This window comes from Zestomonas ipomoeae (assembly GCF_057128665.1).
In genome coordinates this window covers 270,926-295,760 of the sequence record NZ_JBSKHQ010000002.1, presented here as the reverse complement: position 1 = coordinate 295,760, position 24,835 = coordinate 270,926, and the positions used below count along the sequence as shown (strand labels likewise).

The following is a 24,835-nucleotide window of genomic DNA, read 5'->3' as shown; positions in this document are numbered from 1 at the left end:
TTTCTGACCCACGTCAGTGATAATGCAGGTAGGTTTGTCCGACAAGCCAGCTTTTCTCCTACCGAGGCATCTGCTCCTATGTGGTACAACGGCTTTCTCGATCTGTCGCCCTGGCAACTGGTGGCGACCGTCCTGCTGATGACCCATGTGACCATCGTCAGCGTCACTGTCTACCTGCATCGCTATTCAGCGCATCGCGCCCTCGAGCTGCATCCCGCGCTCAAACACTTCTTCCGCTTCTGGTTGTGGCTGACCACCAGCATGAACACCCGCGAGTGGACCGCGATCCACCGTAAGCACCACGCCAAGTGCGAAACCGCCGAAGACCCCCATAGCCCGGTGATTAGGGGCTTGTCCACCGTGCTGCGCAAGGGCGCGGAGCTGTACCAGGAAGAGGCGAAGAACGCCGACACCCTGCGCATCTACGGCAAGAACTGTCCGGACGACTGGGTCGAGCGCAACGTCTACAGCCGCTTCCCGATTGGCGGCGTGACCCTGATGGCGATCATCGATCTGGCGCTGTTCGGCGTGCTGGGCCTGACCGTATGGGCGATCCAGATGATCTGGATTCCGGTATGGGCCGCCGGCGTGATCAACGGGCTCGGCCATGCCGTCGGCTACCGCAACTTCGAATGTCGCGACGCCGCCACCAACCTGGTGCCCTGGGGCATCCTGATCGGCGGCGAGGAGCTGCACAACAATCACCACACCTACCCGAACTCGGCCAAGTTGTCGGTGAAGAAGTGGGAATTCGACATGGGGTGGGCCTGGATCCAGCTGTTCAGCTTCCTGCGGCTGGCCAAGGTGGCCCGCGTGGCACCCATCGCCCACCGCGTGGAAGGCAAGCGCAGCCTGGACATGGACACCGCCATGGCGATCCTCAACAACCGCTTCCAGATCATGGCGCAGTACCGCAAGCTGGTGATCGCGCCGCTGGTCAAGCAGGAGCTGGCCAAGGCCGACGAGTCGGTTCGCCATCACTTCCGCCGTGCCAAGCGCCTGCTGTCGCGCGAGACCAGCCTGCTCGACGAGGGCCACCAGGCGCGCATCCAGCGCATGCTGGAACAGAGCCAGGCACTCAAGGTGATCTACGAGAAGCGCCTGGCGCTGCAGCAGATCTGGGTCAAGACCAGCGCCAACGGCCACGAAATGCTCGCCGCGATCAAAGAGTGGATTCACGAGGCCGAAGCCAGCGGTATCCAGTCGCTGCGCGAGTTCGCCGATCAGTTGAAGACCTACTCGCTGCGGCCGTCGCCGGTCATGGCCTGATCGGTACTGTCACGAAAAACCCGCCACGGCGGTTTTTTTGTTGTCTGGCGTGTCGAAATCGCTGTCGGTCGTACGACTAAGGTATGCAGAGTGCTTGCCGGAGTGCCGGCAGGTGCTCGATTACCGACATTCCCGGAGGGAACCATGCTCAAATCCATTGCCTTGATCTTCGTCCTGCTCGTTGCCGCCCTGCTGATCTATGCCGCCAGCCGTCCGGACAGCTTTCGCATCGAGCGCAGCGCCCGTATCCAGGCCCCAGCCGAACGCATCTACCCGCTGATCGTCGATCTGCAGCAGTGGCGCAGCTGGTCGCCCTACGAGAACAAGGACCCGGCGATGCAGCGCCATTTCGCCGGCCCGAGCAGCGGGGAGAGGGCGATCTACGAGTGGCAGGGAGACAAGAATGTCGGCGTAGGCCGCATGGAGATCGTGCAGGCGCAGGGGCCTTCGCTGGTACGCATCAAACTGGATTTCCTGCAACCGTTCGAGGCCCACAATACCGCGGACTTCATCCTCGAAGAGCGCGATGGCGCGACCCAGGTCACCTGGGCCATGTATGGGCCCAACCCGTTCGTCGCCAGGCTGATGCAGGTGTTCTTCAGCCTGGATCGCATGGTCGGCTCGGATTTCGAGGCGGGCCTGGCCAAGCTCAAGGCAACCGCCGAAGGCTAGGCGCTCAACCGCCGCGGGCGCTGGCCAGGATGCTGGCGACCCGCCGGGGCTGGCAATTCAGATACACCGAGGATTGCAGCCATTTCTGGTCGGGGTAGTAGGAGAACATGAACTGCCCGCCCTTGAGGGTATCGACCACCATCTTCGCCACCTCCGGGCGCACCGCCGGGCAGCCATGGCTACGGCCGATGCGGCCCTGGCGCGCGGCCCAGGCGGGGCTCACGTAATCGGCCGGATGAATGACGATGGCCCGCTCGCGGGCGCGGTCGTTCACCCCGGGTTCCAGGCCGTCCATGCGCAGCGAATAGCCATGCTTGCCGAAGTAGCTTTCCTGGGTACGGAACAGACCGAGGCTGGACTGGTGGCTGCCGCTCTCGTTGGAGAAGCGGGTGGCCAGGTTCTCGCCGGATCGCTGCCCGTGGGCCACCAGGTCACTCAGCAGCAGCGAGTGGTTTTGCAGATCGAAGATCCACAGGCGTCGCTCGGTGGACGGCCGGGAAAAATCGATGATTGCCAGTCGCCGTGCCGGGCTGGCGCCATTGTCGATGGCGCATTGCATGGCGGCGACGGCATGCTGGAGGATCTTCGGGTTGAGGGCCGGCGCCGCCTTGGCGAGGTCACTGGCCAGGGCAGATGGAGCGGGGCTGGCCGCCAAGACGGGCATGGCCAGCAGTGCACTGCTGATCACGGTCAATACGAGCCGCCGAAAGCTGGTCATCATAAACAAAGGGTCTCGTTGCGCGGGCCTTCGCGTCCTGCCGCCTGCTGCCGTTGGGCTTATTCTTATCCGCAACCGCTGCCATGTAATTGTTGTCGTCTAAGAAGTCAGGAGTCTAACAGGCGCGTTTTTGGAGCTGAAGTTGTTTAAAAAATATACACTTCTGTTCGTCGGATTTTTGCTCGCCGGTGGCTTGGCTCAGGGTGAGCCGTCACCGGAACCTGTCGAGCCGGTCCGCCAGCTCCTAGACGAAGGACGCCTTACCTGCCTGATGCCGGCGCCGCGACTCGACGCTGCCGACCTACAGGCTTTGCGCGGCTTCTACGGCTGGCGCGACTACCGTCCGGCCTGGAGCGCGCCGCGCCTGGATGCGTTGCTCGAGCAACTGGCGCAGTTGGCCGACGACGGCCTGGCGCCCGAGCGCTATTTCCTCGGGCCGCTGCGCCAACTGCGGCTGGCCGAGCAGCCGCCGGCGCCGCTGCAGGCTTGCCTCGATGCCCTGGCCAGCCACGCGTACCTGCGTGCCTTGCGGGATTTACGGGTGGGAAGCCTGGCACGCGCCCAAGTGGAACCGATCTGGTACGCCGAGGGCCTTGCACCGGTTTTCGACGAGGCGGCATTCCTGGCGAGCGCCGAAACCGGGCTCGACGATCTGCCCACTACCTTCGCCCTCGCTCGTCCGGCATTCGAACCCTACCGGGCGTTGCGGAAACGCTACGCACTGCTGCGCCGGCAACCGCTACCGACCTGGTTACCGCTGCCGGACGGTCCGTTGCTCAAGCCGGACGCGGTGGACGCCCGCGTGCCGCTGCTGGAGCAGCGCCTGCGCAGCGAGGGCTACCTGCCGACCGCGGTGCTGGCCGAGCAGTTGAGTGGCGACGGGCTCTACAGCGTGGACCTGGTGACGGCGGTCACGGCGTTCCAGCACCGCCACCAGCTGAAGGAGGACGGCATCGTCGGCCCGCAGACGCTGGCGGCGTTGAACCGGTCGCCGGCCGAGCGCCTGGAGCAACTGCGGGTGAATCTGGAGCGCTTGCGTTGGCTGGCCCGGGACATGCCGTCCACCGGTGTGGTAGTGAACGTCGCTGGCGCGCAAGTGTTCTTCTATCGCCACGGCCAGGAAGTCTGGCGCGCGCGGACTCAGGTCGGCCGACCGGAGCGCAAGACGCCGCTGCTCAAGTCGACGATCACTCACCTGACCCTCAATCCGACCTGGACGGTGCCGCCGACCATCCTGCGCGAGGACAAGCTGCCGGAGATCCGCCGCGACCTGGGCTATCTGCAGGACAACCGCCTGCGCGTGCTCGACCAATACGGCAACGAGCTGGACCCGGACAGCGTCGACTGGAACAGGCCGGGCAGCATTCGACTGCGCCAGGATGCCGGGCCCCACAATGCTCTGGGCCAGGTGGCGATCCGCTTTCCCAATCCATTCTCGGTCTACCTGCACGACACCCCCAGCCAGCGCCTGTTCGAGACCCTGCCGCGGACCTTCAGCTCCGGCTGCGTTCGGGTGGAACGGGTCACCGAACTGGTCGATCACCTGCTGGCCGGCGCCAGCCCGGATGCGCTGCAGCGCATCGAGCGGCTGTGGCGAGGTGGCGGTACCGAGCGCGCCAACTTGCCCACATCGGTGCCGATCCTGCTGACCTACTGGACTGCGGAGGTGGGCGAGGACGACGAGCTGCTGCTGTTTCCCGACCTCTATGGCTACGACCCGCGGGTGCTGGCGGCACTCGACGCCGCCTGGCTTCCCTTGGGCGACCGAAGCGCTCCGTAGCGCCGCAGCGGTCCGGCGCTTAGCGGGTGTGCTTGTCTGATAATATATAAAAAAATATATTGTTAGCGTCTTAACTGAGGAGTGCGCCCATGCCCGCATCGCCGCTCGATATCCAGTCACTACGTGCCAATGCCGACGCTGCCGGTCAGTTGCTCAAGGCCCTGGCCAACCCCGACCGCCTGCTGCTGCTCTGCCAGCTCTCCCAAGGCGAGCGCAATGTCGGCGAGCTCGAAGCACTGCTGGGTATCCAGCAGCCGACACTGTCCCAGCAACTGGCGGTACTGCGCCGCGAGGGGCTGGTGGAAACCCGCCGGGAAGGCAAGTCCATCCACTACCGCATCAGCAGCCCGGCGGCCCTGGCGGTGATCGAGACGCTCTACCGGTTGTTTTGCGAGGGGCAAACACAATGACCATCGACTGGGCGCATTTCACCCCCTGGACGGCACTTTCCGGCGGCGCATTGATCGGCCTGGCGGCCGCCATCTTCGTGATGGGCAACGGGCGCATCGCCGGCATCAGCGGGCTGCTCGGCAGCGTGCTGGAGCCGGGAAGCGAGGGGCGTAGCGAGAAGGCTCTGTTCCTGCTGGGCCTGCTGTTGGCGCCATTGCTCTGGCGGCTGTTCGCGGCTTTGCCGGTCATCGAGTTCCACAACGGCTGGCCCGGGTTGATGGTGGCTGGGCTGCTGGTGGGCATTGGCACCCGCTACGGTGCCGGCTGTACCAGCGGTCACGGCGTGTGCGGCATTTCCCGGCTGTCGCCGCGCTCGCTGGCGGCGACGCTGGCCTTCATGGCTGCTGGTTTCGCCACGGTATTCGTCCTGCGCCATCTCCTCGGAGCTTGATCATGCGCAAACTGTCCGCATTCCTCGCTGGCTTGCTGTTCGGCTTCGGCCTGCTGCTGGCAGGCATGGCCAACCCGACCAAGGTGCTGGCCTTTCTCGACCTGGCCGGCGCTTGGGACCCGTCGCTGGCGCTGGTGATGCTGGGCGCCATCGTAGTCGCCCTGCTGCCGTTCACCTGGGCCAAGGGCCGGCAGCACTCATTGCTCGGCGCACCCATGCAATTGCCGCAGAAGCGCGAACTGGATCGTCGCTTGCTCGTCGGCAGCCTGTTGTTCGGCATCGGCTGGGGCATCGCCGGCATCTGTCCGGGGCCGGCCCTGACCATGCTCTTCAGCGGCCATTGGCAGGCGCCCTTGTTCGCACTCGCCATGCTGGTTGGCATGGGCCTGTTCAAGGTGCTGGAGAGCCGGCGCCTGCACTGAGGGGGGCATACCTCCAGCGCACCATCCAGTGGACTGGCAGGGCAGGTGCAACCCGTCAGCTTCCCCGCAACGTTCCCCGCGGAGTGCAGTCGCCATCCAGCGGCGCTCTCCCGTAGCGCCATCGCTGGCACGGTTAAGGCCGGCAGCGAATGAGTACAAGTCTTTTATATTTTATTCTTCTAAGCATAGAACGAAATTACAGTTACGCTTGTCCTTAATTGATCCCCGCCTGGGGAACGATCAGAGGACACGACCATGCAACCCCATGTAGACGCTTTCTTCGACCCGGCCACCTTCACCTATAGCTATGTGGTCAGCGACCCCGCCAGCAAGCGCTGCGCGATCATCGACTCGGTGCTGGACTACGATCCAGCCGCCGGACGCACTTCGCACCGCAGCGCCGACCGACTGATCGCCCATGTGCGCGAGCGCGGCCTGGCGGTGGACTGGCTGCTGGAAACCCACGTGCATGCCGATCACCTGTCCGCCGCGCCCTACCTCAAGCGCGAGCTGGGCGGCCGCCTGGCCATCGGCGGCCACATCACCGTGGTGCAGGACACCTTCGGCAAGCTGTTCAACGCCGGCAGCGAGTTCGCCGTCGACGGCAGCCAGTTCGACCACCTGTTCCGCGACGGCGAACGCTTCAGCATTGGCGAGATCGGCGCCCGTGCCCTGCACACGCCCGGCCACACTCCGGCGTGCATGACCTATGTGATCGGCGATGCCGCGTTCGTTGGCGATACCCTGTTCATGCCCGACTACGGCACCGCGCGCTGCGATTTTCCCGGCGGCGACGCGGGCGTGCTGTATCGCTCCATTCGCCGCCTGTTCGAGCTGCCCGACCCGACCCGCCTGTTCATGTGCCACGACTACAAGGCGCCGGGGCGCGACGATTTCCGCAACCAGACCACGGTGGCCGAAGAGCGTGCCCACAACGTGCACGTCCATGAGGGCGTCAGCGAGCAGGACTTCGTCGCCATGCGCCGCGCGCGCGACGCCAGCCTCGGCATGCCGGCGCTGATCCTGCCCTCGGTGCAGGTGAACATGCGCGCCGGTCAGTTGCCGCCGGCCGAAGACAACGGCACCCGGTACCTGAAAATCCCACTCGATGTGCTCTGAGGAGACGGCCATGGACAGCCTCAAGCGCTTGACCCCTTTCCTCGCCGTCGCCGCCCAGTTGGAGCCCGGCGACATCGGTATCCTGGCCGCCGCCGGATATCGCTGCGTGATCAACAACCGCCCCGATGGCGAAGGCGATGGTCAGCCCAGTTCCGCCGACGTGGCTGCCGCCGCCCAGGCCTCGGGCCTCGAATACCATCATCTGCCGGTGGTATCCGGGCAGATCGGCGATGGCGACGTGGCTGCCTTCGCCGCGCTGCTGGCCCAGGTCAAGGGGCCGGTGGTCGCCTGCTGCCGCACCGGTACCCGGTCCATCAGCCTCTGGGCGCTGAGCGAAGCCGCCCATCTCGACCCGCAGGCGGTGCTCGATACGGCGCAGGCGGCCGGCTACGACCTGAGCGGTCTGCGCCCGCGGCTGGAGCGGCGCTGGCAGGGCGAGGCGCTCAGCCCGCCGGCGCATACCGCGCGCTACGATGTGCTGGTGGTCGGCGGCGGCGCGGCCGGCTGTGCGGTGAGTGCCAGCCTGTTGCGGCGCGACCCGGACCTGCGCATTGCAGTGATCGAGCCGCGTGAGCGGCACTACTACCAACCCGGCTGGACGCTGGTGGGCGCCGGGGTATTCGACCGAGCCCGTACCGAGCGGCCGATGGCCCGTTGCATCCCCCACGGCGCCCAGTGGATTCGGGCCGCCGTGGCCGCCTTCGAGCCCGAGCAGCAGCGCGTGGTGCTCGAGGACGGCAACCGCCTGGGCTATCGCGCCCTGATCGTCTGCCCGGGGCTGACCCTGGATTGGGCCGGTATCGAGGGGCTCACGGACACCCTGGGCCAGAACGGCGTGACCTCCAACTACCAGTTCGAACTGGCGCCCTATACCTGGCAACTGGTGCAGAACCTGCGCCAGGGTCGCGCCCTGTTCACCCAGCCGCCGATGCCGATCAAATGTGCCGGCGCGCCGCAGAAGGCGTTGTACCTGTCCTGCGACTGGTGGCAGAAGCAGGGCGTGCTCGGCGACATCGACGTGCAGTTCTGCTCGGCGGCCGGCGCGCTGTTCGGCGTGGCCGACTTCGTGCCGCCACTGATGCGCTATATCGAGCGCTACGACGCCCGGTTGAACCTCAATACCAACCTGGTGGCCGTCGATGGCCCGGCGCGCAAGGCCTGGTTCACGCGGCCGGCGGCCGACGGCAGCCACGCTACCGTCGAACAGACGTTCGACCTGCTGCACGTGGTGCCGCCGCAACGCGCGCCCGCGTTCATCCGCTACAGTGCCCTGGCCAATGCCGACGGCTGGCTGGAGGCCGATCATGAAACCCTGCGCCATCCGCGCTACGGCAACATCTTCAGCCTCGGCGACGTCTGCGCGGCGCCGAACGCCAAGACCGCCGCTGCCGTGCGCAAGCAGGCGCCGGTGGTGGCGGAGAACGTCCTGGCGATTCTGGCGGGTACCGGGCCGCGGGCGATCTACGACGGCTACGGAGCCTGCCCGCTGACCGTCGAGCGGGGCAAAGTGGTGCTGGCCGAGTTCGGCTACGGCGGCAAGCTGTTGCCGACCTTTCCCCTCGATCCGCGGGTTCCGCGGCGCCTGGCCTGGGCGCTGAAGGCGCAACTGATGCCGAACATCTACTTCGATCTGATGCTGCGCGGCCACGAATGGCTGGCCAAGCCCCAGCGCCTGCCCCATGAGCCGTTGCCGGTACAGGCTCCGGCAGCCTGCGGCTTCGGGCAGGAGAAGGGCAAGTGAATTGGCGCCGCTGGCTGCCGTGCCTGGAGTGGGCGCGTCGCTACGACCGGACGCGTGCTGCCCAGGATGGGCTGGCGGCGCTGATCGTTACCCTGATGCTGGTGCCGCAGAGCCTGGCCTACGCCATGCTCGCCGGCTTGCCGCCGGTGGCCGGGCTCTACGCCAGCATGCTGCCGCTGCTTGGCTATGCGTTGTTCGGCTCCAGTCGCACCCTGGCGGTGGGGCCGGTGGCAGTCGTCTCGCTGATGACCGCCGCCGTGCTCGGGCCGCTGTTTCCCGCCGGCAGCGCCGAGTACGTCGGCGCGGCCATGCTGCTGGCGCTGCTTTCCGGCCTGCTGCTGGCGGCCATGGCGCTGCTGCGGCTGGGGTTCGTCGCCAACTTTCTCAGCCATCCGGTGATCTCCGGCTTCATCAGTGCCTCGGGCATTCTCATAGCAGTCGGGCAACTCAGGCACATCCTCGGCGTGCAGGCGACCGGCGAGAACCTGGTGCGGCTGCTGCCGGCGTTGCTGGCCGGCCTGCCGCGCACGCACCTGCCGACCCTGTTGGTCGGCGCCGGCAGCCTGCTGGCGCTCTGGTGGATGCGCCAGCACCTGAAGGCCTGGCTGGTACGGCGCGGGGTCGCGTCGACGCTGGCCGGCACCCTGGCCAAGGCCGGGCCGGTGCTGGCCATCGTCGTATCGATCCTGGTGGTGGACTGGCTGCATCTGGACCAGGCCGGGGTGCGGGTGGTCGGCGCGGTGCCCCAGGGGCTGCCGAGCCTGGCGTTGCCGACCCTGGATGCGGCGCTGGCCTGGAAGCTGCTGCCGGCGGCACTGCTGATCAGCCTGGTGGGCTTCGTCGAGTCGGTGTCGGTGGCGCAGACCTTGGCCGCCAAGCGGCGCCAGCGCATCGAGCCGGACAACGAACTGCTCGGCCTCGGCGCGGCCAACCTGGCGGCGGCGGTGAGCGGCGGGTTCCCGGTCACCGGTGGCTTCGCCCGCTCGGTGGTCAACTTCGACGCCGGGGCGCAAACGCCGATGGCCGGGGTACTCACGGCACTGGGCATCGGCATCGCGGTGCTGCTCTTCACGCCGCTGCTGCACAACCTGCCGCAGGCGGTGCTGGCGGCGACCATCATCGTTGCGGTGCTCAGTCTGGTGGACCTCAAGGCCTTGCTGCGCACCTGGCGCTTTTCCCGCCAGGATGGCGCGGCGCAACTGGCGACCCTGGCCGGCGTGCTGCTGCTCGGTGTCGAAACCGGCATCCTGCTCGGCGTCGGCTTGTCCCTGCTGCTGTTTCTCTGGCGTACCAGCCGGCCGCACATGGCGGTAGTCGGCCAGTTGCCGGGCAGCCAGCATTTTCGCAATGTCGAGCGTTTCGCCGTGGTGGAAAGCCCCCAGGTGCTGTCGCTGCGGGTCGACGAGAGCCTGTACTTTCCCAACGCCCGCTACCTGGAGGAGCGCATCGGCGAGCTGGTCGCCGCGCGCCCGCAGGTCCGCCACCTGGTGCTGATGTGCTCGGGGGTGAATCTGATCGACGCCAGCGCGCTGGACAGCCTGGAAGCGATCGTCGAGCGGTTGCACGCAGCCGGCGTGCAGCTGCACCTGTCGGAGGTCAAGGGGCCGGTGATGGACCAGCTCGGCCGCTCCGATTTCCTCCAGCGCTTTGGCGGGCGGGTGTTCGTTAGCCAATACGAGGCGCTCTGTGCCCTCGACCCCGGCACCGCGGCGCGCGCCTCGGCTTGAACAGGGCCCGCGCGGCATAAAAAAATACAAAAAATAGGGTCTTTTGCCGTTTTTCGCTGTCCTACGGAGGTCCAGGTCACGCGCTTAGGGGAAACCGCATGGATGAGATCGCCAACCTGCCCACCGAACCCGAACAATTGTTCCTTGCCCTGCTGCACAGCCGCGCCGAAGTGGAACGCCTGCGCGAGCGCGAGGAGCTGTTCGGCAGCCTGCTCGGCAGCGTCAACGCCGTACTCTGGGCTTTCGACTGGAAGTCCCAGCAGGTCACCTACGTCAGCCCGGCGTACGAGAAGGTCTTCGGCCGTTCCGCCGCGCTGCTGCTGGCCGACTACCGCGAGTGGTTGAACAGCATCTATCCGGACGACTTGGAATACTCCCAGCAAAGCCTGCGCGAGGTGCTGGAGAAGGGCGCCGACGAGGCGCGCGAGTACCGCATCATTCGCAGCGACGGGCAACTGCGCTGGATCAGCGACAAATGCTTCGTCAGCAACCGCAACGCCGCCGGCAAGCCCTTGACCCTGGTCGGTATTGCCGAGGACATCACCGAAAAGAAGCACCTGGAAGAGGAGTTGCAGCGCCTGGCCACCACCGACGTGCTGACCCGCAGTTGCAACCGCCGGCATTTCTTCGACTGTGCGCAGCGCGAGTTCGACCGCGCGCGCATCGGCGGCAGCCCGCTGGGGTTCCTGCTGCTGGATATCGATGACTTCAAGAAGATCAATGACAGCTACGGCCACCAGGTCGGCGACCAGGTACTGCAACGCATCGCCCATTGCGGCGAGACGGTGCTGCGCCGCGGCGACCTGTTCGGCCGGGTCGGCGGCGAGGAGTTCGCGGTGATCCTGCCCGGCTGCCCGCCGGAGTTGGCGCTGCAGATTGCCGAGCGGCTGCAGCGCGAGGTGCAGCGGCTGATGTTCGAAACCGAAAGTCGCCGCTTCCATGTCACCGTCAGCCAGGGATTGGCCAGCCTGGACAGCGAGGACGCCGACCTGGGCGCGCTCTACGCCCGCGCCGATGCGGCCATGTACGAGGCCAAGCGGCGCGGCAAGAACCAGATCGTGCTGGCCAAGCCAAGCATCGGCGGTTAGTCCTGCTCGGTCAGCCCGGTACACCAGCCGTCGGCAGCGCCCCGAAGAACCAGTAGCAGACCAGAATCGCCGCGGTGATGCCCGCCAGGTCCGCCAACAGGGCGCAGCCTACCGCGTGGCGCGCGCGCTGGATGCCCACCGCGCCGAAATACACGGCCAGCACGTAGAAGGTGGTCTCGGTGCTGCCCTGCACGGTGGCGGCCACCAGCGCCGGGAAACTGTCGACGCCCTGGCTCTGCATGGTTTCGATCAGCATGGCGCGGGCCGCGCTGCCGGAAAACGGCTTCATCAGCGCGGTTGGCAAGGCATCGACGAAGCGGCTGTCCCAGCCGGCCCATTGCACCAGCGCGCGCAGGCCGTCGAGGCCGAAGTCCAGGGCGCCGGAAGCGCGTAGCACGCCGATGGCGCAGAGCATTGCCACCAGGTAGGGCAGCAGGCTCTTGGCCACGTCGAAACCTTCCTTGGCGCCCTCGACGAAGCTCTCGTAGACCGCGACCCGGCGCAGCGCGCCGACCAGCAGGAACAGCAGGATCAGGCCGAACAGCACCAGGTTGCCGAGCAGCGAGGACAGCGCCGCCAGGGCGGCTGCGCTCATGCCGCCGAGCAACGCCATGAAGCCGCCGAGCAACAGTGCGCCGGGAACCAGGTAGGCCAGCACCACCGGGTCCCACAGGCGCAGGCGCTGCACCGCGGCCACGGCCAGTAGCCCGGCGAGGGTCGAGGCGCTGGTGGCCAGCAGGATCGGCAGGAACACCAGGGTCGGATCGGGCGCGCCCTGTTGCACGCGGTACATGAAGATCGACACCGGCAACAGGGTCAGCGACGAGGTATTGAGCACCAGGAACAGGATCTGCGCATTGCTTGCGGTGGTCGGGCTGGGGTTCAGCTCCTGCAGGGCGCGCATCGCCTTGAGGCCGATCGGCGTGGCGGCATTGTCCAGGCCCAGGCCGTTGGCGGCGAAGTTGAGGGTGATCAGGCCGAGCGCCGGGTGGCCCGGCGGCACTTCCGGCATCAGGCGGCGGAACAGCGGGCCGAGCAGTCGCGCCAGCAACTCCACCAGCCCGGCTTTCTCGGCGATGCGCAGGAAGCCGAGCCAGAGGGTCAGGGTGCCGAACAGCACCACCATCAGCTCGACCGACAGCTTGGCCATGGCGAACAGGCTTTCCACCAGGGCGGCGAACACCTCGGCCTCGCCGCCGAACAGCCAACGCGCGAATGCGGCCAGCGCGGCGATGAAGAAAAAGCCCAGCCAGAGCCCGTTGAGCATGTGGAATCCCCCGATGAGCGCACGATGATAGCGAGGCTGACACCGCAGCGTCATCCGCCCGGTGGCCGGTTATCAGCGTAGTCGTCGGGTGCGGGTTGCAAGAGGAGGATTGGCGCTGCGAGCCGGGGAGGGCGGATGGCTCTACCCCGGCTGCAGGCTGCCGGACCCGGCCCGCCATGGCGGAGGTACTCCCTGTACCCCTGGGTCGCTCCGCATGCAGAGCAACCCGGCCCCCTGGTCCCTTACGCCGCCCGATTGGGCGGATGTGCGCGAACTCCATGCGGTCCTTCGCGGCGGTGACCCGGAATTCCGTGTCGACCTGCAGGCTGTTCCCTGCCGCTTAGCTTGTACGCGAATTTCGTTGCGGTTTTATGGCCTCAGCGCGGTGGACGCATGCGGCCGAAGATGAGGGAAATCACGAACAACACCAGGAAGACGACGAAGAGGATCTTCGCGATGCCGGTGGCGGTGCCCGCGATACCACCGAAGCCCAGTACTGCGGCGATGATGGCGATGATCAGGAAGGTTATGGCCCAACTCAACATAATGCTTCTCCTGTAGCTTGGAATTATGCGGCCGGATAACGGGCGGCGACTGCCGCGTTGGCATCGATCGGGACGGACCGCCTAGCTGGCGGTTGCCGATCGAGCACTGGCGCTATCCGGCGCGGCCATGCGCAACACCGTGGCGTTGCCGGTTCTCCCCCCAGGTAGACAAGGTCTGCAATGCGCTCCTCCTTGTCTTTCTTCAGAACACCCAGCGCGGCAGACGTTCGCTGTTGTAATTCGACTGGCTGATCGTGGAAGCCTGGCTGGCAGTCTGGCCGTGCATCTTCCATGGAGAATTTTCTTGATACGGCTGTCTCAGTTCCGACTGGGGCGAAAACCGCGTTGCCGCGGAAGTCGCGCCGTCTGGCGAGCCGTTGCCGAGCATGAGCAGGGTGGCGAGGCCGACGAGCAGGGTTTTACCAAGCAGTGATGCAAAAAGAGCGTTGTGGTGTTTCATCCTGAATCTCCTCCCAGTGCAGGGCCTAATCAGACCGGGGCCGGGGCAATCTCCTGACCTGGGTCTGTATCAAGCAATCGTCAAGCCAACCGAAGCCGTAGTTCACATCTTTAAAAATCAACAACTTAGTGATGTTGAGCGGTTTTTGATCGGTCGATTTGCACGATCTGACGGTTTTCACCTTGCAAATTGCACGATTCGGTCAAAGGGCCCGGGACGTCCCTGTCCCAAGCAAAACCTGACTACCACTACCAGTCGATCAGTGTTTCAAGCTCTGTTTCAGGCTGCGCATGCGATCGTGGCAGGCACGTATCTTGGGCAGCTCCACCGCGAGCAGGGCGCGTACGTCCGGCTCGGCTTCTTCCAAGGCGTCCTCGAAGGCATGCAGAATGCGGTCTTCGGCTTCCTCCAACTGCGACACATAGGTGGCGCCTTCGTCGCTGGAGAGCGCCGCGCGGGTGTCGGCATAGGTCTGGCGCAACTTGCCGACCATGGTGCCGCCTTCCGCGGGCTGCTCATGATTGGCCGCCACCTTGATGGTCAGCGCCTGGATGACCTGGGTCTTGGCCTGGGCCATGTCGCGGAACAGCTGCTGTAGCTGGCCGTCCTTCACTTCTCCGATGGCGTGCTGGTAGAACTGCTGGCCATCGCGGGTGATTTCGATCAGCTCGTTGAGTTGCTTGGCTGTATTGGTCATGACGTGTCTCCTTTACGGGTGAGAATCGGGCGGATGGCGTTAGCTGGCGACCTTCAGGGCCGAGGCATCGACCTCGCGCACGCCGCGGATGCTACGGGCGGTCTCCACCACCAGGTCTTTTTCGGTGGGGTCGGAAACCACGCCACTGAGCTGGACCTTGCCGTCGTTGGTGTCGACATCGACAGCCAGTCCGTCGATGTCGCGGTTGTACAGCAGGCTGGCCTTGACCTTGCTGGTGATCCAGGCGTCGCTGATGCTGTCGCCGGCCTCGCTGGCGGCTTCCTTGGCCTTGGCGACGGTGCCGGGCTGCTCGGTGACGCGAATCTGGTTGTTCACCTCGCGCACCCCATCGGTGTTGGCGGCGAGCTTGCCGGCCAGGTCCTTGGCAGCGTCGGACTGCGCGGTGCCGCTCAGGGTGACCACGCCGTTATGGCTGTCGACATCGATATCCAGGCCCTCGGTGCTGCGATTCCACAGCAGCTTGTATTTCACCGTGGCGGTGGTGGTGGCGTTGTCGAAGTTCTGCGACAGCTCGGACTTGTTGGTGCGCTGGGTCGCGGCGTCGACCTGCAATTGGTTGTCGACTTCGCGAATGCCGTCGATGCCCAGGGCGATCTGTTCGGCCAGTTGGCGGTCGACCTCGCTTTCCACCTTGCCGGTGAGCAAGGCTCGACCGTTTTCCACATCCACGTCGATGCGGAACGGGTTAAGGTGTTGGTTCAACGCCAGGGCGGTCCACAGCGAGCCCTCTTGGCGGGCCTCGCTCAATTGATTGGTCAGGTCTTCATCGGCCGCCATGGCGGGCCAGGAAAAATTCATCAGGGCGGTGGCAGCCATAGCCAGGACGAGCGTTTTGCGTGGGTACATGGCACGTTCTCCTTGATCGGCTTGGTTGCGTCGTGCAACCGGTACCCGTCTCTATCGCAAGCCTTGTGCCAGTCCGTTTTCCAACGAAAAATCCATAAAAATCAATCAAGTGGCATTTTGAAGGCAGACGCGGCGGCCTTGCAGGGTGCAGGATCTGGAAAAAATCATCGTGCAACTTGCACGGCTTTTACCGGACTAACTCAAGCGCAGCGCATTTCATCTGCGCCCGCGCAGCCGAACATGGAGGGCGATGAAAATGGAACAACCCCTGGAAGCCAGTGGGCGTGTGCTTCTGGTCGACGACGAAGCCGCGATCCTGCGGACCTTTCGCTATTGCCTGGAAGATCGGGGCTACAGCGTGGCCACCGCCAGCAGCGCGGCGCAGGCCGAGGCGTTGCTGCAGCGACAGGTGTTCGATCTGTGCTTTCTCGATCTGCGCCTGGGCGAGGACAGCGGCTTCGATGTCTTGCGGCAGATGCGCGTGCAGGCGCCCTGGATGCGCGTGGTGATCGTCACCGCCCACTCGGCGGTGGATGCCGCGGTGGACGCCATGCAGGCTGGCGCCGCCGACTACCTGGTCAAGCCCTGCAGCCCCGATCAGCTGCGCATGGCCGCTGCCAAGCAGCTGGAAGTGCGGCAGATGGCTGCGCGTCTGGAAGCGCTGGAGGGCGAGCGCAGCAAGTCCAGCGATGTGCTCGGCTCCAACAGCCCGGCGATGATGGCGGTGCTGGAAACCGCCCGGCAGGTCGCCGATACCGATGCCAACGTGCTCATCCTCGGCGAATCCGGCACCGGCAAGGGCGAACTGGCGCGAGCGATCCATGAGTGGAGTCGTCGCGCAAAAAAGTCCTTCGTTACCATCAACTGCCCGTCCCTGTCGGCTGACTTGATGGAAAGCGAGCTGTTCGGCCACAGCCGCGGCGCCTTCACCGGCGCCACCGAGAGTACCTTGGGCCGGGTCAACCAGGCCGATGGCGGCAGCCTGTTCCTCGACGAGATCGGCGACTTCCCGCTGGCCTTGCAGCCCAAGTTGCTGCGCTTCATCCAGGACAAGGAATACGAGCGGGTCGGCGATCCGGTGACCCGTCGCGCCGACGTGCGCATCCTCGCGGCGACCAACCTCAACCTGGAGGACATGGTGCGCGAAGGGCGCTTCCGTGAAGACCTGCTGTACCGGCTCAACGTCATCACCCTGAACCTGCCGCCGTTGCGCGAGCGACCGGAGGACGTCCTCGACCTGGCCGAACGTTTCCTGGCCTTCTTCATCAAGAACTACGGGCGCCCGGCGCGCGGCTTCAGCGAGCCGGCCCTGCGCGCGCTGCAGGCTTACCGCTGGCCGGGCAACGTGCGCGAACTGCGCAACGTGGTGGAACGCGCCAGCATCATCTGCCCGCAGGAACTGATCGACGTCGGCCACCTCGGCCTCGCCGAGCCCTCCTCCGGTAATGCCTTGCGGATCGGCGAGCCGCTGAGCCTGGAAGAGTTGGAAAAATCCCATATCGCCGCGGTGCTGGCGACCAGCGAGACCCTCGATCAGGCGGCGAAAATCCTCGGCATCGATGCCTCGACCCTCTACCGAAAACGCAAGCAATACAGCCTATGAAGCTGCAGATGAAGTTGCGCACCCGGCTGTTCCTGAGCTTCTCGGCCTTGATGACGGTGGCGCTGCTCGGCCTGTTGCTGGCCCTGAGCAGCGTGATGCAGATGGCCACGACCCAGGAACATCTGGTCCGGGACAACTTCGCTGCCCTGGAGCGCGGCGCCCGGCTGCGCCAGCGCTTCGGCGACCAGATTGTGATCCTGCTCAGCGAACAGCCGGACATGCAGGCCATGGCCCAGGCCCAGGAGGAGTTCACCGCCTTGCTCGACGACGCGCTGCGGGAGACCAGCGATCCGCGCAAGCGCGAGTTGTTCGAGCAGGTTGCCGAGCATTACCAGACACTGCGCAAATGGTTCAACCAGCCGGCCGGCACTCGCCGGCGCATACTTGACGACAACCAGTTCAGCGAAGAGTTGAACGCCGTGCGCCTGCGTCTGATCGAAACCCAGCAGCACACCATCGACAGCGTCATCGGCGAAGAAGGGCGCTCCCGCGAGCGCGCCATCCTGCTCGCCACGCTGCTCGGCATCGTCGGCTTCGCCGTGCTGCTGATCGGCTTCATCACCGCCCACAGCTTTGCCCGGCGCTTCGGCGCGCCGATCGAAAAACTCTCCCAGGCCGCCGACCAGATCGGCCAGGGCGATTTCCAGGTCAGCCTGCCGATTTCGCCGATCGCCGAGCTGGCCACGCTGATCCGTCGTTTCGGCCTCATGGCCGAGGCCCTGCGGCTGTTCAAGGCGACCAACGTCGAGGCTCTGCTCAACGGCCAGCGGCGCCTGCAGGCAGTGCTCGACAGCATCGACGACGGCCTGCTCATCATCGACCGCCGTGGTCGCCTGGAGCACGCCAACCCGGTGGCCCAGCGCCAGCTGGCCTGGGAAACCGAGCAGCTCGGCCAGGCGCTCGGCGAGGTGCTGGACTATCCGGAGCTGGACCTGATCGTCCAGCAGGTCTTGCGCAACCAGCCGCTGGAAAGCCCGCCGGCCGACCTGGAGGTGCGCGCCGACGGCGAGACCCGTCTGCTGGCCTGGCGGCTGAGCCCGGTCAGCCACACCGACGGGCGGGTGCTGGGGGCGGTCATGGTCATGCGCGACGTCACCGACCAGCGCGCCTTCGAGCGGGTGCGCAACGAGTTCGTATTGCGCGCCTCCCACGAGTTGCGCACGCCGGTGACCGGTATGCACATGGCATTCGGCCTGCTCTGCGAGCGCCTGGAGTTTCCCGAGGACGCCCGCGAGAAAGACCTGCTGCATACCATCGACGAGGAAATGCGGCGCATGGTGCGGCTGGTCAACGACCTGCTGAATTTTTCCCGCTACCAGTCCGGCAAGCAGAAGCTGGAATTGGCGCCGTGTGACATTCCCGAACTGCTGGAACTCAGTCGCCAGCGCTTCAGCACCCAGGCCAGCGAGCAGGGCATCGACCTGCAGGTGGAGTTGCAGACACCGCTGCCGGTGCTCAATCTCGATCGGCTGCTGATGGAACGGGTGCTCGATAATCTGCTGAACAACGCGCTGCGGCACACCCCGCGCGGCGGGCAGATCCGCCTGTTGGCGCGGCGCCATGGCGAGCGCGCGATTCTCAGCGTCGAGGACACCGGCGAGGGCATTCCCTACAGCCAGCAGGCGCGCATCTTCGAGCCGTTCGTGCAGATCGGCCGCAAGCGCGGCGGCTCCGGCCTCGGCCTGGCGTTGTGCAAGGAAATCGCCCAGCTGCATGGCGGGCGGCTGGGGGTGCATTCGCGGCTGGGGCACGGCACGATTTTCTATGTGGCGTTGCCGATCTGAGCGGCGCCAGCGGACATCATCAGTGTCGTGAATAGCGCTTGACCGGTATGCCCGAGGCCCGCAGCCTGCCCCGAAAACTATCCGGGAGCCGCTCATGACCAGCCTCAATCCGACCCGCGAACAACTGGCCGCCTTCGCCGAGCGGATGCCGGCGCAAGGACCGATCCTGATGCTCAACCTGCTGCGCTACCGCGAGCAGGCCGACTACCCGGCCGACAGCGGCCACAGCCCCTGCAGCGGCCGCGAGGCCTATGCCCGCTACAGCCGGACGGCACTGGCGAAAGTCCGCGGCGTCGGCGGCGAGGTGCAGGTGCTGGCCGAGGTGAAGATGGCGCTGATCGCCCCGACGGACGAGCAGTGGGACGACCTCCTACTGGTGCGCTACCCGTCTCGCGATGCCTTCCTGAGCATGCTCGCCGATCCCGAATACCGCGCGGCCACCGTGCATCGCACCGCCGCCCTGGCCGACTCGCGACTGCACGGCAGCGTACCGCGCGGTTAGCTGCTGCCCGCCGGCTGCGGCGCGGCGAGGCCGTCGCACAGCTCGCCGTCGTGCTCCTCGGGCGCCTCGATGCCGTTCAGCACCAACAGCAGCGCTGCCGTCTGCGCATCGCCGATGCCGTCGAAGCGTTCCGGCCGGTACTTCATCTGGAACGCCGCCAGCACGTTGCGAGTCGCCTCGTCCCATTCGCCACTGCGGGGCACCGCGTAGCCGAGCTGTGCCAGCAACTGCTGGAACCAGGCGGCAGCCGGAAGGTGGTCGGCGAAACGCTGTTGCTGGCGAGCCACCGCGCCGGCATCCGGCCAGGTGATCAGCCCGGCGTCGGCGAGGCGCTTCCAGGGAAACTGCGGGCCGGGATCGACCTTGCGCTGCGGGGCGATGTCGCTGTGGCCGATGATGCTGTCCGGCGGCAAGCCGTGGCGCTTGACCAGATCCTTGAGCAGGGCGATGAGGGCGTCGATCTGTTCGTCCGGATACGGCTGCCAGACGCGCCCCGCTGCGGTCTCGCGATAGCCCGGGTTGACCAGTTCGATGCCGATCGAGCTGGCGTTCAGCCAGGTCCGCCCTTGCCACTGGCTCTCACCGGCATGCCACGCGCGCCGGTTCTCGTCCACCAGCCGGTAGATGGTCGGCGGCTGCTGGTCGATCAGGTAGTGGCTGCTCACCGGTCCCTGGCTGAGGATCTTCAGCGAGCGCTCGAAATCGGTGGAGGTGTAGTGCACCACGATGAACTGTACCCGGCTGTCCTGGCTGGAGGCGGTGTGGGTCGTATCGATGGGAGGGCCGCTGGCGCAGGCGGCCAGCAGGGTGGTGGTCAGCAACAGTGGAAGAACTTTCATGAGTCGATGTGCAAAACGCTCTGCAGGTTATCCAACAGCATGTCGACACTGAGCATGATCAGCAGCATGCCGGTCAAGCGCTCCACGGCGGTCAGGCCGCGCGGGCCGAGGAAACGCTGCAGGAAAGACGCCTGCAGCAGGATGAAGGCGGTCGCCGACCAGGCCAGGCCGAGGGCCAGGTAGAGCTCCCAGAGCGGCCCCTGGTGGGTATTGCGCAAGGTCATCAGCACTGCCAGGGCCGAGGGGCCGGCCACTGCTGGCGTCGCCAGCGGCACCAGCATCGGCTCGCCATCCGGCAGGTCGCCGAGCACGCCCTGCGGGGTGGGGAAGATCAGGCGCATGGCGATCACGAACAGGATGATGCCGCCGGCGATGGCCGTTGCCTCGCGGGATAGCCCGAGGCCACTCAGCACCTTGTCGCCGAAGGTGAGGAACAGCAGCAGCAACGCCAGTGCGGCGAGTAGTTCGCGCAACGCCACCCGCAGGCGTCGTTCCGGCGCAACGTTCTTCAATGCCGCCAGGTAGATGGCGATGTTGCCGAAGGGGTCGGTGACCAGAAAGATCAGAACGGCAATGCCAAAGATATCCACGGGCGTACTCCTCGAACGGCGTGGCTGAAGTCTAGTGCAGCCGGGTTATCGGCGGCTGTCGTGCAGGCGTCATGTTATGCGTTCCGGGCACCCGGATGAGCGGCAAAGTTATCGGACACAGGGAACGGACCGGTGGATGAGCGGCTCTACATTTGTCCAAGAGAAGCCTATCGTTGCTATAGGCCTGATGGCTTTGAGGACACTCACCATGCGCCGCCTGCTGCTCTGGTTCAAACAGGACCTGCGTCTCGACGACCACCCCGCCGTGCAAGCCGCCCTGGACGCCGGCTGCCTCTTGCCGGTCTACGTGCTCGATCCGCAGTTGCTGCAAAGCGGCCCGCTCGGCGATCGGCGCATGGGCGTGCACCGTGCGCGTTTTCTGCTCGAAAGCCTCGCCGCCCTCGATGGCGAGCTGCGCCAGCGCGGCTCGCGCCTGCTGGTACTGCCCGGTCGCGCCGAGGACGTGCTGGTGCAGCAGGTCGAGCGCTTTGCCATCGACGAGGTTCTGACACTCGATGAGATTGCGCCGGAAGAGCGTGCGCAACTGGCACGGGTACGCAGCAGCCTGGGCTATGTGTCGCTGCGCCTGTTGCCCGGCAACGACCTGCTGAGTGCCAGCGAGCTGCCCTGTGCGGTGGAGCAACTGCCGGCAGTGTTCAGCCGCTTCCGCGAACTGGTCGAGCAGCGCCCGCAAGTGTTCCAGCCGCGTCCGGCGGCCGAGCGCCTGCCGCCGTTGCCGGATGGTGCCGACCGGCTGGTCGTGCCGCTGCCGAGCCTGTCGCAACTCGGCCTTGGCGAGCCGCTCAGCGTGCCGGGCAACGCCTTTCCCTTCTCCGGCGGGGAGCCAGCGGGCCGTGCGCGCTTGCGTGACTACCTGTGGATCACCCGCAACGTGCGCGAATACAAGGCCGTGCGCAACGGCATGATCGGGACCGAGTATTCCTCCAAGCTGTCGCCCTGGCTGGCCAACGGCAGCTTGTCGCCGCGCCGGGTGATGGCCGAACTGCGTCGCCACGAAGCCCAGTACGGCCGCAACGATTCCACCCGCTGCCTGGCTGGCGAACTGCTGTGGCGGGAGTTTTTCCGCTGGACGCTGGTGCGCCATGGCGAAGCGCTGTTCCGTGCCGGGGGCGTCAGGGCCACCGAAGGCGCGCCGCAGACGCTGGACGAGCGCTTCGAGCAATGGTGCCGGGGGCGCACCGGCTTGCCGCTGGTGGACGCCAACATGCGCGAACTGGCGGATACCGGGTTCATGTCCCGGCGCGGCCGTCAGGTGGTGGCCTGTTACCTGGTGCACGACCTGCAGCAGGACTGGCGGCATGGCGCGGCCTGGTTCGAGGAGCACCTGCTCGACTACGACCCGGCGAGCAACTGGGGCAACTGGGCCTACCTCGCCGGCGTCGCCAGCGACGAGCGCCGCAGCCGGGCGTTCAATGCGCTGCGCATGGCCCGCCAGAGCGATCCGGACGCCGCCTACGTCAGCCTCTGGCTGCCGGAGCTGCGCAGCCTGCCGCCGCGGTTGCGGCACACCCCGTTCCTGCTACCGGCGCAGCAGCTGGAGGCGCTGCACTATCCGCGTCTGGAACGCATTCCCCAGGCCTGGCAGCCGTACCTGCCCAGCGCTGCGTAGTGGTGGGTCAGCCGGTCTCGATGCGGTTGCGGCCGCCGTTCTTCGCCCGATAGAGCGCCTGGTCGGCCCGCTCGAAGACTTGGTCGGCTCGCTGCCCGGCGGCAAATGCGGTGATGCCGGCGGAGAGGGTGATAGTCACCGGCTCGCCCTTGAAGTGGAACGGGCAGGCGGCGATGGCCCCGCGCAGGGTTTCCAGCAGTTGCAGGCCGCCCTCCAGCGGCGTGCCCGGCACCAGCAGCACGAATTCCTCGCCGCCATAGCGGGCCATGAAGTCGGTCTTGCGCAGGCGCTTGGCCAGCTCGCCGGCGATGATTTTCAGTACCTTGTCGCCGGCCAGGTGCCCGTAGTTGTCGTTGATGCGCTTGAAGTGGTCGACATCCAGCACCGCCAGCAGCAGGTCGCCGCCATAGCGTTGCCAGCGGGCCATCTCCAGATCCAGCCGCTCGCTCCAGGCGGCGCGGTTGGGCAGGCCGGTGAGCGGGTCGGTCAGCGCCTTCTGTCGCTGCTCCTCGATGTGGTCGCGGAAGTTCTTGGCTTCCTGCTCCATGCTCGCCACCCGCTCGACCAGCGTTTGCAGGCGTTCGGCGACGAGCTGCTCCTGGCCCGCGCGTTGGCGCTGGTACTGGTCCATGGTGTTGAGCAGGCCGTCGAGTCGGCTTTCCACCACCTGCTTGAGGCTGTTCAGGTCGGTGGCCTCGCGCACGCTGCTGTGCAACCCGCCGACCTGCTCACGCAGCTCGTTGTCCAGCTCGCGAGCGGCGCTGAGGGTTTCCGCATAGCCCTCGTGGGCATCCTGCAGATTACCCTGGAAGGTTGCCAGGCGATCGTTGAGCTGCTTGAGATAGCCTTCGAACTCGCGCTGGCCAAGGTCGGCCACCGCCAACATGAGCACCGCCAGGTCATCGAGGACCGGCACCAGCTCATACCAGTTCAACCCCTGGCGGATGCGCTCGGCGAGGGCCTCGGCCTGGGGCTGGTGGCGTTCGGGGATCGGCAGCTCGTCGAGCAGGCCGAGCAAGGTCGCTTCGACATGCTCGGCAATGGCGCTGTAGCCCGGCTCGGGGGCCACCGGCAGAGCGAAGGCGGCGTCCTGCCCCTGGGCTTGTACCGGAGGCGGTGCGGTGGGCTGTGCCGCTACCGGTGGCGCGGGTACCAGCGGCGGCAGTGGCTCGGTCACCGGCAGCGGTGCGGCGGTCTCGGCTGCCAAAGCCGGGGGCGGCGGTTCCACGCTCAGGTCAGTGGCCGGCGTCGGGCTGGGCGTGGGCTCGGCAGGCGCCTCGCGCTCGCCGAACAGGCGGCGCAACAGGCCGGGTCGAGGCGCCTCGGCGTTTTCCAGCAGGGCCAGGGCCTTGCGTTGCAGTTCGCTCAGCTCGCCCAGCAGCAGCGGCAGCTCACGCATCTGGCCGACGCGCTCGTCCAACTGCTTGGTGAACTGTTTCAGCGGTTTGCGCAGTTCCCGCGGCAGCGGCAGGTCTTGCAACTGCCCGGCGAGCGAAGCGAGCGCTTCGGTGAGCTGGGCGACCCGCTCCTGGCGACGCCGCTCGGAGTCGAGCACGGCTTTTTCCAGGCGTGGCACCAGGGCCGCCAATGCGGTGTCGTTGTCGTCGTGGCGGAGAATCTCGCGCAGGTCGGTCAGGCATTGGTCGACGGCCTTGTCGCTGCCCTCGGCGGCCAGGCTGCTGCGCACCAGGCCGCGGCGCAGCAGATCGAAGCGGGCCTTCCAGCGACGCTCGAGCTGCTCCTGCTGCTCGAGGTTCTCCAGGTACTTGGCCTTCCAGCGCTGGCTGTCGTCGCTCATGCCGGCACCCCGCCATCCTGCCGCACGACCGGCAGCGCATCTTGGTGCAGGTGATCGGGCAGGCGGATGTCCATGGCCACCGGCAGGTGATCGGAAATCGGTTGGGCCAGCACCTGGACGCGCTCCAGGGTCAGGCTGGCGCTGAGCAGGATGTGATCCAGGCAGCGCTGTGGGCGCCAGCTGGGAAAGGTCGCCTCGACCTGTGGCGCCAGCAGGCCGAGACCGCGCAGCGGCGAGCTTTCCAGCAGGTCGTTGGCATGGGTGTTCATGTCGCCCATCAGCACCAGGTGGCGATAACCATCCACCTGTTCGCGGATATAAGCCAGTTGACGGGTACGGGTGCGGGCGCCCAGGGCCAGGTGCATCATCACCACCACCAGGGCATCGGCGCCCTCGCCGAAACGCAACAGGATGGCACCGCGCCCCGGCGGGCCGGGCAACGGGTGATCCTCCAGCAGACCAGGATGCAAGCGACTGAGCAGCCCGTTGCTGTGTTGGGCGAAGCGCCCGAGGTTGCGGTTGAGCTGCTGGTACCAGTAGGGGAAGGCGCCGAGTTGGGCCAGGTGTTCGACCTGGTTGACATAGCCCGAGCGCAGGCTGCCGCCGTCCACTTCCTGCAGGGCGACCAGGTCATAGTCGCTGAGCAGATCGCCGATGCGTTGCAGATTGACGGCGCGGCCGGCATGGGGCAGCAGATGCTGCCAGCTGCGGGTCAGGTAATGGCGGTAGCGCTGGGTGCTGATGCCGACCTGGATGTTGAAGCTGAGCAGGCGCAGCCGTCCGTCGGCGGGCAGGCCGCTGGCGTCCAGGCAATGCGAATTGACCCGCGGGCTGCGCAGGCAGGTCGCACGCTCGGTACTCCAGCGGCGCAGCATG

The 24,835-nt window shown here is 66.4% G+C and carries 24 protein-coding genes; 14 read left to right on the top strand and 10 right to left on the bottom strand.

Features of this window, described 5'->3' with window-relative positions:
* The first annotated feature begins 78 nt into the window (after window positions 1-78).
* A complete protein-coding gene (gene desA / locus ACWKV7_RS04975; RefSeq protein WP_483856542.1) occupies window positions 79-1,269 on the top strand; it encodes a delta-9 fatty acid desaturase DesA in 1,191 nt (396 codons plus the stop codon).
* 144 nt (window positions 1,270-1,413) lie between these two features.
* Window positions 1,414-1,941, top strand: coding sequence for an SRPBCC family protein (locus ACWKV7_RS04970; protein ID WP_483856541.1), 528 nt, complete (start codon window positions 1,414-1,416; stop codon window positions 1,939-1,941).
* 4 nt (window positions 1,942-1,945) lie between these two features.
* Here the strand turns inward: ACWKV7_RS04970 and ACWKV7_RS04965 are convergent, their stop codons facing one another.
* Window positions 1,946-2,662 (bottom strand): murein L,D-transpeptidase catalytic domain family protein, encoded by a 717-nt coding sequence (locus ACWKV7_RS04965; protein WP_483856540.1) that lies wholly within the window; start codon window positions 2,660-2,662, stop codon window positions 1,946-1,948.
* Between the two features lie 268 nt (window positions 2,663-2,930).
* Between ACWKV7_RS04965 and ACWKV7_RS04960 the strand changes: the two genes are divergently transcribed.
* The 8 genes from ACWKV7_RS04960 (at window position 2,931) to ACWKV7_RS04925 (ending at window position 11,377) form a co-directional block, all read left to right on the top strand.
* Window positions 2,931-4,439, top strand: coding sequence for a L,D-transpeptidase family protein (locus ACWKV7_RS04960; RefSeq protein ID WP_483856539.1), 1,509 nt, complete (start codon window positions 2,931-2,933; stop codon window positions 4,437-4,439).
* Between the two features lie 89 nt (window positions 4,440-4,528).
* Window positions 4,529-4,849, top strand: a complete 321-nt coding sequence (locus tag ACWKV7_RS04955) for an ArsR/SmtB family transcription factor (RefSeq protein ID WP_483856538.1) — start codon at window positions 4,529-4,531, stop codon at window positions 4,847-4,849.
* Window positions 4,846-5,280 carry a YeeE/YedE family protein gene (locus ACWKV7_RS04950; RefSeq protein WP_483856537.1) on the top strand — a complete coding sequence of 145 codons (435 nt, stop codon included), beginning with the start codon at window positions 4,846-4,848 and terminating at the stop codon, window positions 5,278-5,280. The genes ACWKV7_RS04955 and ACWKV7_RS04950 overlap by 4 nt, the downstream gene beginning before the upstream one ends.
* Window positions 5,281-5,282: 2 nt before the next feature.
* Window positions 5,283-5,702, top strand: coding sequence for a DUF6691 family protein (locus ACWKV7_RS04945; protein ID WP_483856536.1), 420 nt, complete (start codon window positions 5,283-5,285; stop codon window positions 5,700-5,702).
* Between the two features lie 255 nt (window positions 5,703-5,957).
* Window positions 5,958-6,821, top strand: coding sequence for an MBL fold metallo-hydrolase (locus ACWKV7_RS04940; RefSeq protein WP_483856535.1), 864 nt, complete (start codon window positions 5,958-5,960; stop codon window positions 6,819-6,821).
* A gap of 10 nt (window positions 6,822-6,831) precedes the next feature.
* A complete protein-coding gene (locus ACWKV7_RS04935) occupies window positions 6,832-8,562 on the top strand; it encodes a bifunctional protein tyrosine phosphatase family protein/NAD(P)/FAD-dependent oxidoreductase (protein ID WP_483856534.1) in 1,731 nt (576 codons plus the stop codon).
* Entirely contained in the window at window positions 8,559-10,289 is a 1,731-nt protein-coding gene (locus tag ACWKV7_RS04930; RefSeq protein ID WP_483856533.1) for a SulP family inorganic anion transporter, read from the top strand. Before ACWKV7_RS04935 ends, ACWKV7_RS04930 begins: the two co-directional genes overlap by 4 nt.
* 98 nt (window positions 10,290-10,387) lie before the next feature.
* The gene (locus ACWKV7_RS04925; RefSeq protein WP_483856532.1) at window positions 10,388-11,377 is read left to right on the top strand and encodes a sensor domain-containing diguanylate cyclase; all 990 of its coding nucleotides are present in this window, start codon (window positions 10,388-10,390) and stop codon (window positions 11,375-11,377) included.
* Between the two features lie 10 nt (window positions 11,378-11,387).
* On the opposite strand, the gene ACWKV7_RS04920 is transcribed toward ACWKV7_RS04925, so the two are convergent.
* The 5 genes from ACWKV7_RS04920 to ACWKV7_RS04900 all read right to left on the bottom strand — a co-directional run bounded on the left by ACWKV7_RS04920 (window position 11,388) and on the right by ACWKV7_RS04900 (window position 15,213).
* Window positions 11,388-12,644 (bottom strand): nucleoside recognition domain-containing protein, encoded by a 1,257-nt coding sequence (locus ACWKV7_RS04920; protein WP_483856531.1) that lies wholly within the window; start codon window positions 12,642-12,644, stop codon window positions 11,388-11,390.
* 377 nt (window positions 12,645-13,021) lie between these two features.
* Window positions 13,022-13,189 carry a DUF1328 domain-containing protein gene (locus tag ACWKV7_RS04915; RefSeq protein WP_483856530.1) on the bottom strand — a complete coding sequence of 56 codons (168 nt, stop codon included), beginning with the start codon at window positions 13,187-13,189 and terminating at the stop codon, window positions 13,022-13,024.
* A 202-nt stretch (window positions 13,190-13,391) separates the two neighbouring features.
* Window positions 13,392-13,649 (bottom strand): hypothetical protein, encoded by a 258-nt coding sequence (locus ACWKV7_RS04910; RefSeq protein WP_483856529.1) that lies wholly within the window; start codon window positions 13,647-13,649, stop codon window positions 13,392-13,394.
* A gap of 259 nt (window positions 13,650-13,908) precedes the next feature.
* Window positions 13,909-14,346 (bottom strand): PA2169 family four-helix-bundle protein, encoded by a 438-nt coding sequence (locus ACWKV7_RS04905; RefSeq protein WP_483856528.1) that lies wholly within the window; start codon window positions 14,344-14,346, stop codon window positions 13,909-13,911.
* Window positions 14,347-14,385: 39 nt separating this feature from the next.
* Window positions 14,386-15,213: a BON domain-containing protein gene (locus tag ACWKV7_RS04900; RefSeq protein WP_483856527.1), complete on the bottom strand. Its 828-nt coding sequence runs from the start codon at window positions 15,211-15,213 to the stop codon at window positions 14,386-14,388.
* Window positions 15,214-15,469: 256 nt separating this feature from the next.
* On the opposite strand from ACWKV7_RS04900, the gene algB reads away from it, so the two are divergent.
* The 3 genes from algB (at window position 15,470) to ACWKV7_RS04885 (ending at window position 19,102) form a co-directional block, all read left to right on the top strand.
* Window positions 15,470-16,816: a sigma-54-dependent response regulator transcription factor AlgB gene (gene algB, locus ACWKV7_RS04895; RefSeq protein ID WP_483856526.1), complete on the top strand. Its 1,347-nt coding sequence runs from the start codon at window positions 15,470-15,472 to the stop codon at window positions 16,814-16,816.
* On the top strand, window positions 16,813-18,600 hold the full coding sequence (locus tag ACWKV7_RS04890) for a KinB sensor domain-containing domain (RefSeq protein WP_483856525.1): 1,788 nt from the start codon (window positions 16,813-16,815) through the stop codon (window positions 18,598-18,600). The genes algB and ACWKV7_RS04890 overlap by 4 nt, the downstream gene beginning before the upstream one ends.
* Window positions 18,601-18,694: 94 nt before the next feature.
* Complete coding sequence (locus tag ACWKV7_RS04885; RefSeq protein WP_483856524.1) at window positions 18,695-19,102, top strand: DUF1330 domain-containing protein; 408 nt, start codon at window positions 18,695-18,697, stop codon at window positions 19,100-19,102.
* Here ACWKV7_RS04885 and ACWKV7_RS04880 read toward each other — a convergent pair.
* A complete protein-coding gene (locus tag ACWKV7_RS04880) occupies window positions 19,099-19,941 on the bottom strand; it encodes an N-acetylmuramoyl-L-alanine amidase (RefSeq protein WP_483856523.1) in 843 nt (280 codons plus the stop codon). The two genes, ACWKV7_RS04885 and ACWKV7_RS04880, sit on opposite strands and share 4 nt — an antisense overlap.
* Window positions 19,938-20,531, bottom strand: coding sequence for a MarC family protein (locus tag ACWKV7_RS04875; protein ID WP_483856522.1), 594 nt, complete (start codon window positions 20,529-20,531; stop codon window positions 19,938-19,940). The genes ACWKV7_RS04880 and ACWKV7_RS04875 overlap by 4 nt, the downstream gene beginning before the upstream one ends.
* Window positions 20,532-20,739: 208 nt before the next feature.
* Here ACWKV7_RS04875 and ACWKV7_RS04870 point away from each other — a divergent pair, with 208 nt between their 5' ends.
* Window positions 20,740-22,161: a DASH family cryptochrome gene (locus ACWKV7_RS04870; protein ID WP_483856521.1), complete on the top strand. Its 1,422-nt coding sequence runs from the start codon at window positions 20,740-20,742 to the stop codon at window positions 22,159-22,161.
* A 7-nt stretch (window positions 22,162-22,168) separates the two neighbouring features.
* On the opposite strand, the gene ACWKV7_RS04865 is transcribed toward ACWKV7_RS04870, so the two are convergent.
* Both ACWKV7_RS04865 and ACWKV7_RS04860 read right to left on the bottom strand, forming a co-directional pair.
* A complete protein-coding gene (locus ACWKV7_RS04865) occupies window positions 22,169-23,959 on the bottom strand; it encodes a GGDEF domain-containing protein (protein ID WP_483856520.1) in 1,791 nt (596 codons plus the stop codon).
* Window positions 23,956-24,834 (bottom strand): endonuclease/exonuclease/phosphatase family protein, encoded by an 879-nt coding sequence (locus tag ACWKV7_RS04860; RefSeq protein WP_483856519.1) that lies wholly within the window; start codon window positions 24,832-24,834, stop codon window positions 23,956-23,958. Before ACWKV7_RS04860 ends, ACWKV7_RS04865 begins: the two co-directional genes overlap by 4 nt.
* Window position 24,835: the final 1 nt, after the last annotated feature.

Bases quoted from the DNA above. Each gene is read 5' to 3' on its own strand.
- ACWKV7_RS04935 (WP_483856534.1), top strand. From the start codon at position 6,832: ATGGACAGCCTCAAGCGCTTGACCCCTTTCCTCGCCGTCGCCGCCCAG.
- algB (WP_483856526.1), top strand. From the start codon at position 15,470: ATGGAACAACCCCTGGAAGCCAGTGGGCGTGTGCTTCTGGTCGACGAC.
- ACWKV7_RS04925 (WP_483856532.1), top strand. From the start codon at position 10,388: ATGGATGAGATCGCCAACCTGCCCACCGAACCCGAACAATTGTTCCTT.
- ACWKV7_RS04900 (WP_483856527.1), bottom strand. From the start codon at position 15,213: ATGTACCCACGCAAAACGCTCGTCCTGGCTATGGCTGCCACCGCCCTG.
- ACWKV7_RS04865 (WP_483856520.1), bottom strand. From the start codon at position 23,959: ATGAGCGACGACAGCCAGCGCTGGAAGGCCAAGTACCTGGAGAACCTC.
- ACWKV7_RS04970 (WP_483856541.1), top strand. From the start codon at position 1,414: ATGCTCAAATCCATTGCCTTGATCTTCGTCCTGCTCGTTGCCGCCCTG.
- ACWKV7_RS04920 (WP_483856531.1), bottom strand. From the start codon at position 12,644: ATGCTCAACGGGCTCTGGCTGGGCTTTTTCTTCATCGCCGCGCTGGCC.
- ACWKV7_RS04890 (WP_483856525.1), top strand. From the start codon at position 16,813: ATGAAGCTGCAGATGAAGTTGCGCACCCGGCTGTTCCTGAGCTTCTCG.
- ACWKV7_RS04950 (WP_483856537.1), top strand. From the start codon at position 4,846: ATGACCATCGACTGGGCGCATTTCACCCCCTGGACGGCACTTTCCGGC.
- desA (WP_483856542.1), top strand. From the start codon at position 79: ATGTGGTACAACGGCTTTCTCGATCTGTCGCCCTGGCAACTGGTGGCG.
- ACWKV7_RS04885 (WP_483856524.1), top strand. From the start codon at position 18,695: ATGACCAGCCTCAATCCGACCCGCGAACAACTGGCCGCCTTCGCCGAG.
- ACWKV7_RS04945 (WP_483856536.1), top strand. From the start codon at position 5,283: ATGCGCAAACTGTCCGCATTCCTCGCTGGCTTGCTGTTCGGCTTCGGC.
- ACWKV7_RS04960 (WP_483856539.1), top strand. From the start codon at position 2,931: ATGCCGGCGCCGCGACTCGACGCTGCCGACCTACAGGCTTTGCGCGGC.
- ACWKV7_RS04915 (WP_483856530.1), bottom strand. From the start codon at position 13,189: ATGTTGAGTTGGGCCATAACCTTCCTGATCATCGCCATCATCGCCGCA.
- ACWKV7_RS04905 (WP_483856528.1), bottom strand. From the start codon at position 14,346: ATGACCAATACAGCCAAGCAACTCAACGAGCTGATCGAAATCACCCGC.
- ACWKV7_RS04880 (WP_483856523.1), bottom strand. From the start codon at position 19,941: ATGAAAGTTCTTCCACTGTTGCTGACCACCACCCTGCTGGCCGCCTGC.
- ACWKV7_RS04965 (WP_483856540.1), bottom strand. From the start codon at position 2,662: ATGATGACCAGCTTTCGGCGGCTCGTATTGACCGTGATCAGCAGTGCA.
- ACWKV7_RS04910 (WP_483856529.1), bottom strand. From the start codon at position 13,649: ATGAAACACCACAACGCTCTTTTTGCATCACTGCTTGGTAAAACCCTG.
- ACWKV7_RS04860 (WP_483856519.1), bottom strand. From the start codon at position 24,834: ATGCTGCGCCGCTGGAGTACCGAGCGTGCGACCTGCCTGCGCAGCCCG.
- ACWKV7_RS04940 (WP_483856535.1), top strand. From the start codon at position 5,958: ATGCAACCCCATGTAGACGCTTTCTTCGACCCGGCCACCTTCACCTAT.
- ACWKV7_RS04955 (WP_483856538.1), top strand. From the start codon at position 4,529: ATGCCCGCATCGCCGCTCGATATCCAGTCACTACGTGCCAATGCCGAC.
- ACWKV7_RS04870 (WP_483856521.1), top strand. From the start codon at position 20,740: ATGCGCCGCCTGCTGCTCTGGTTCAAACAGGACCTGCGTCTCGACGAC.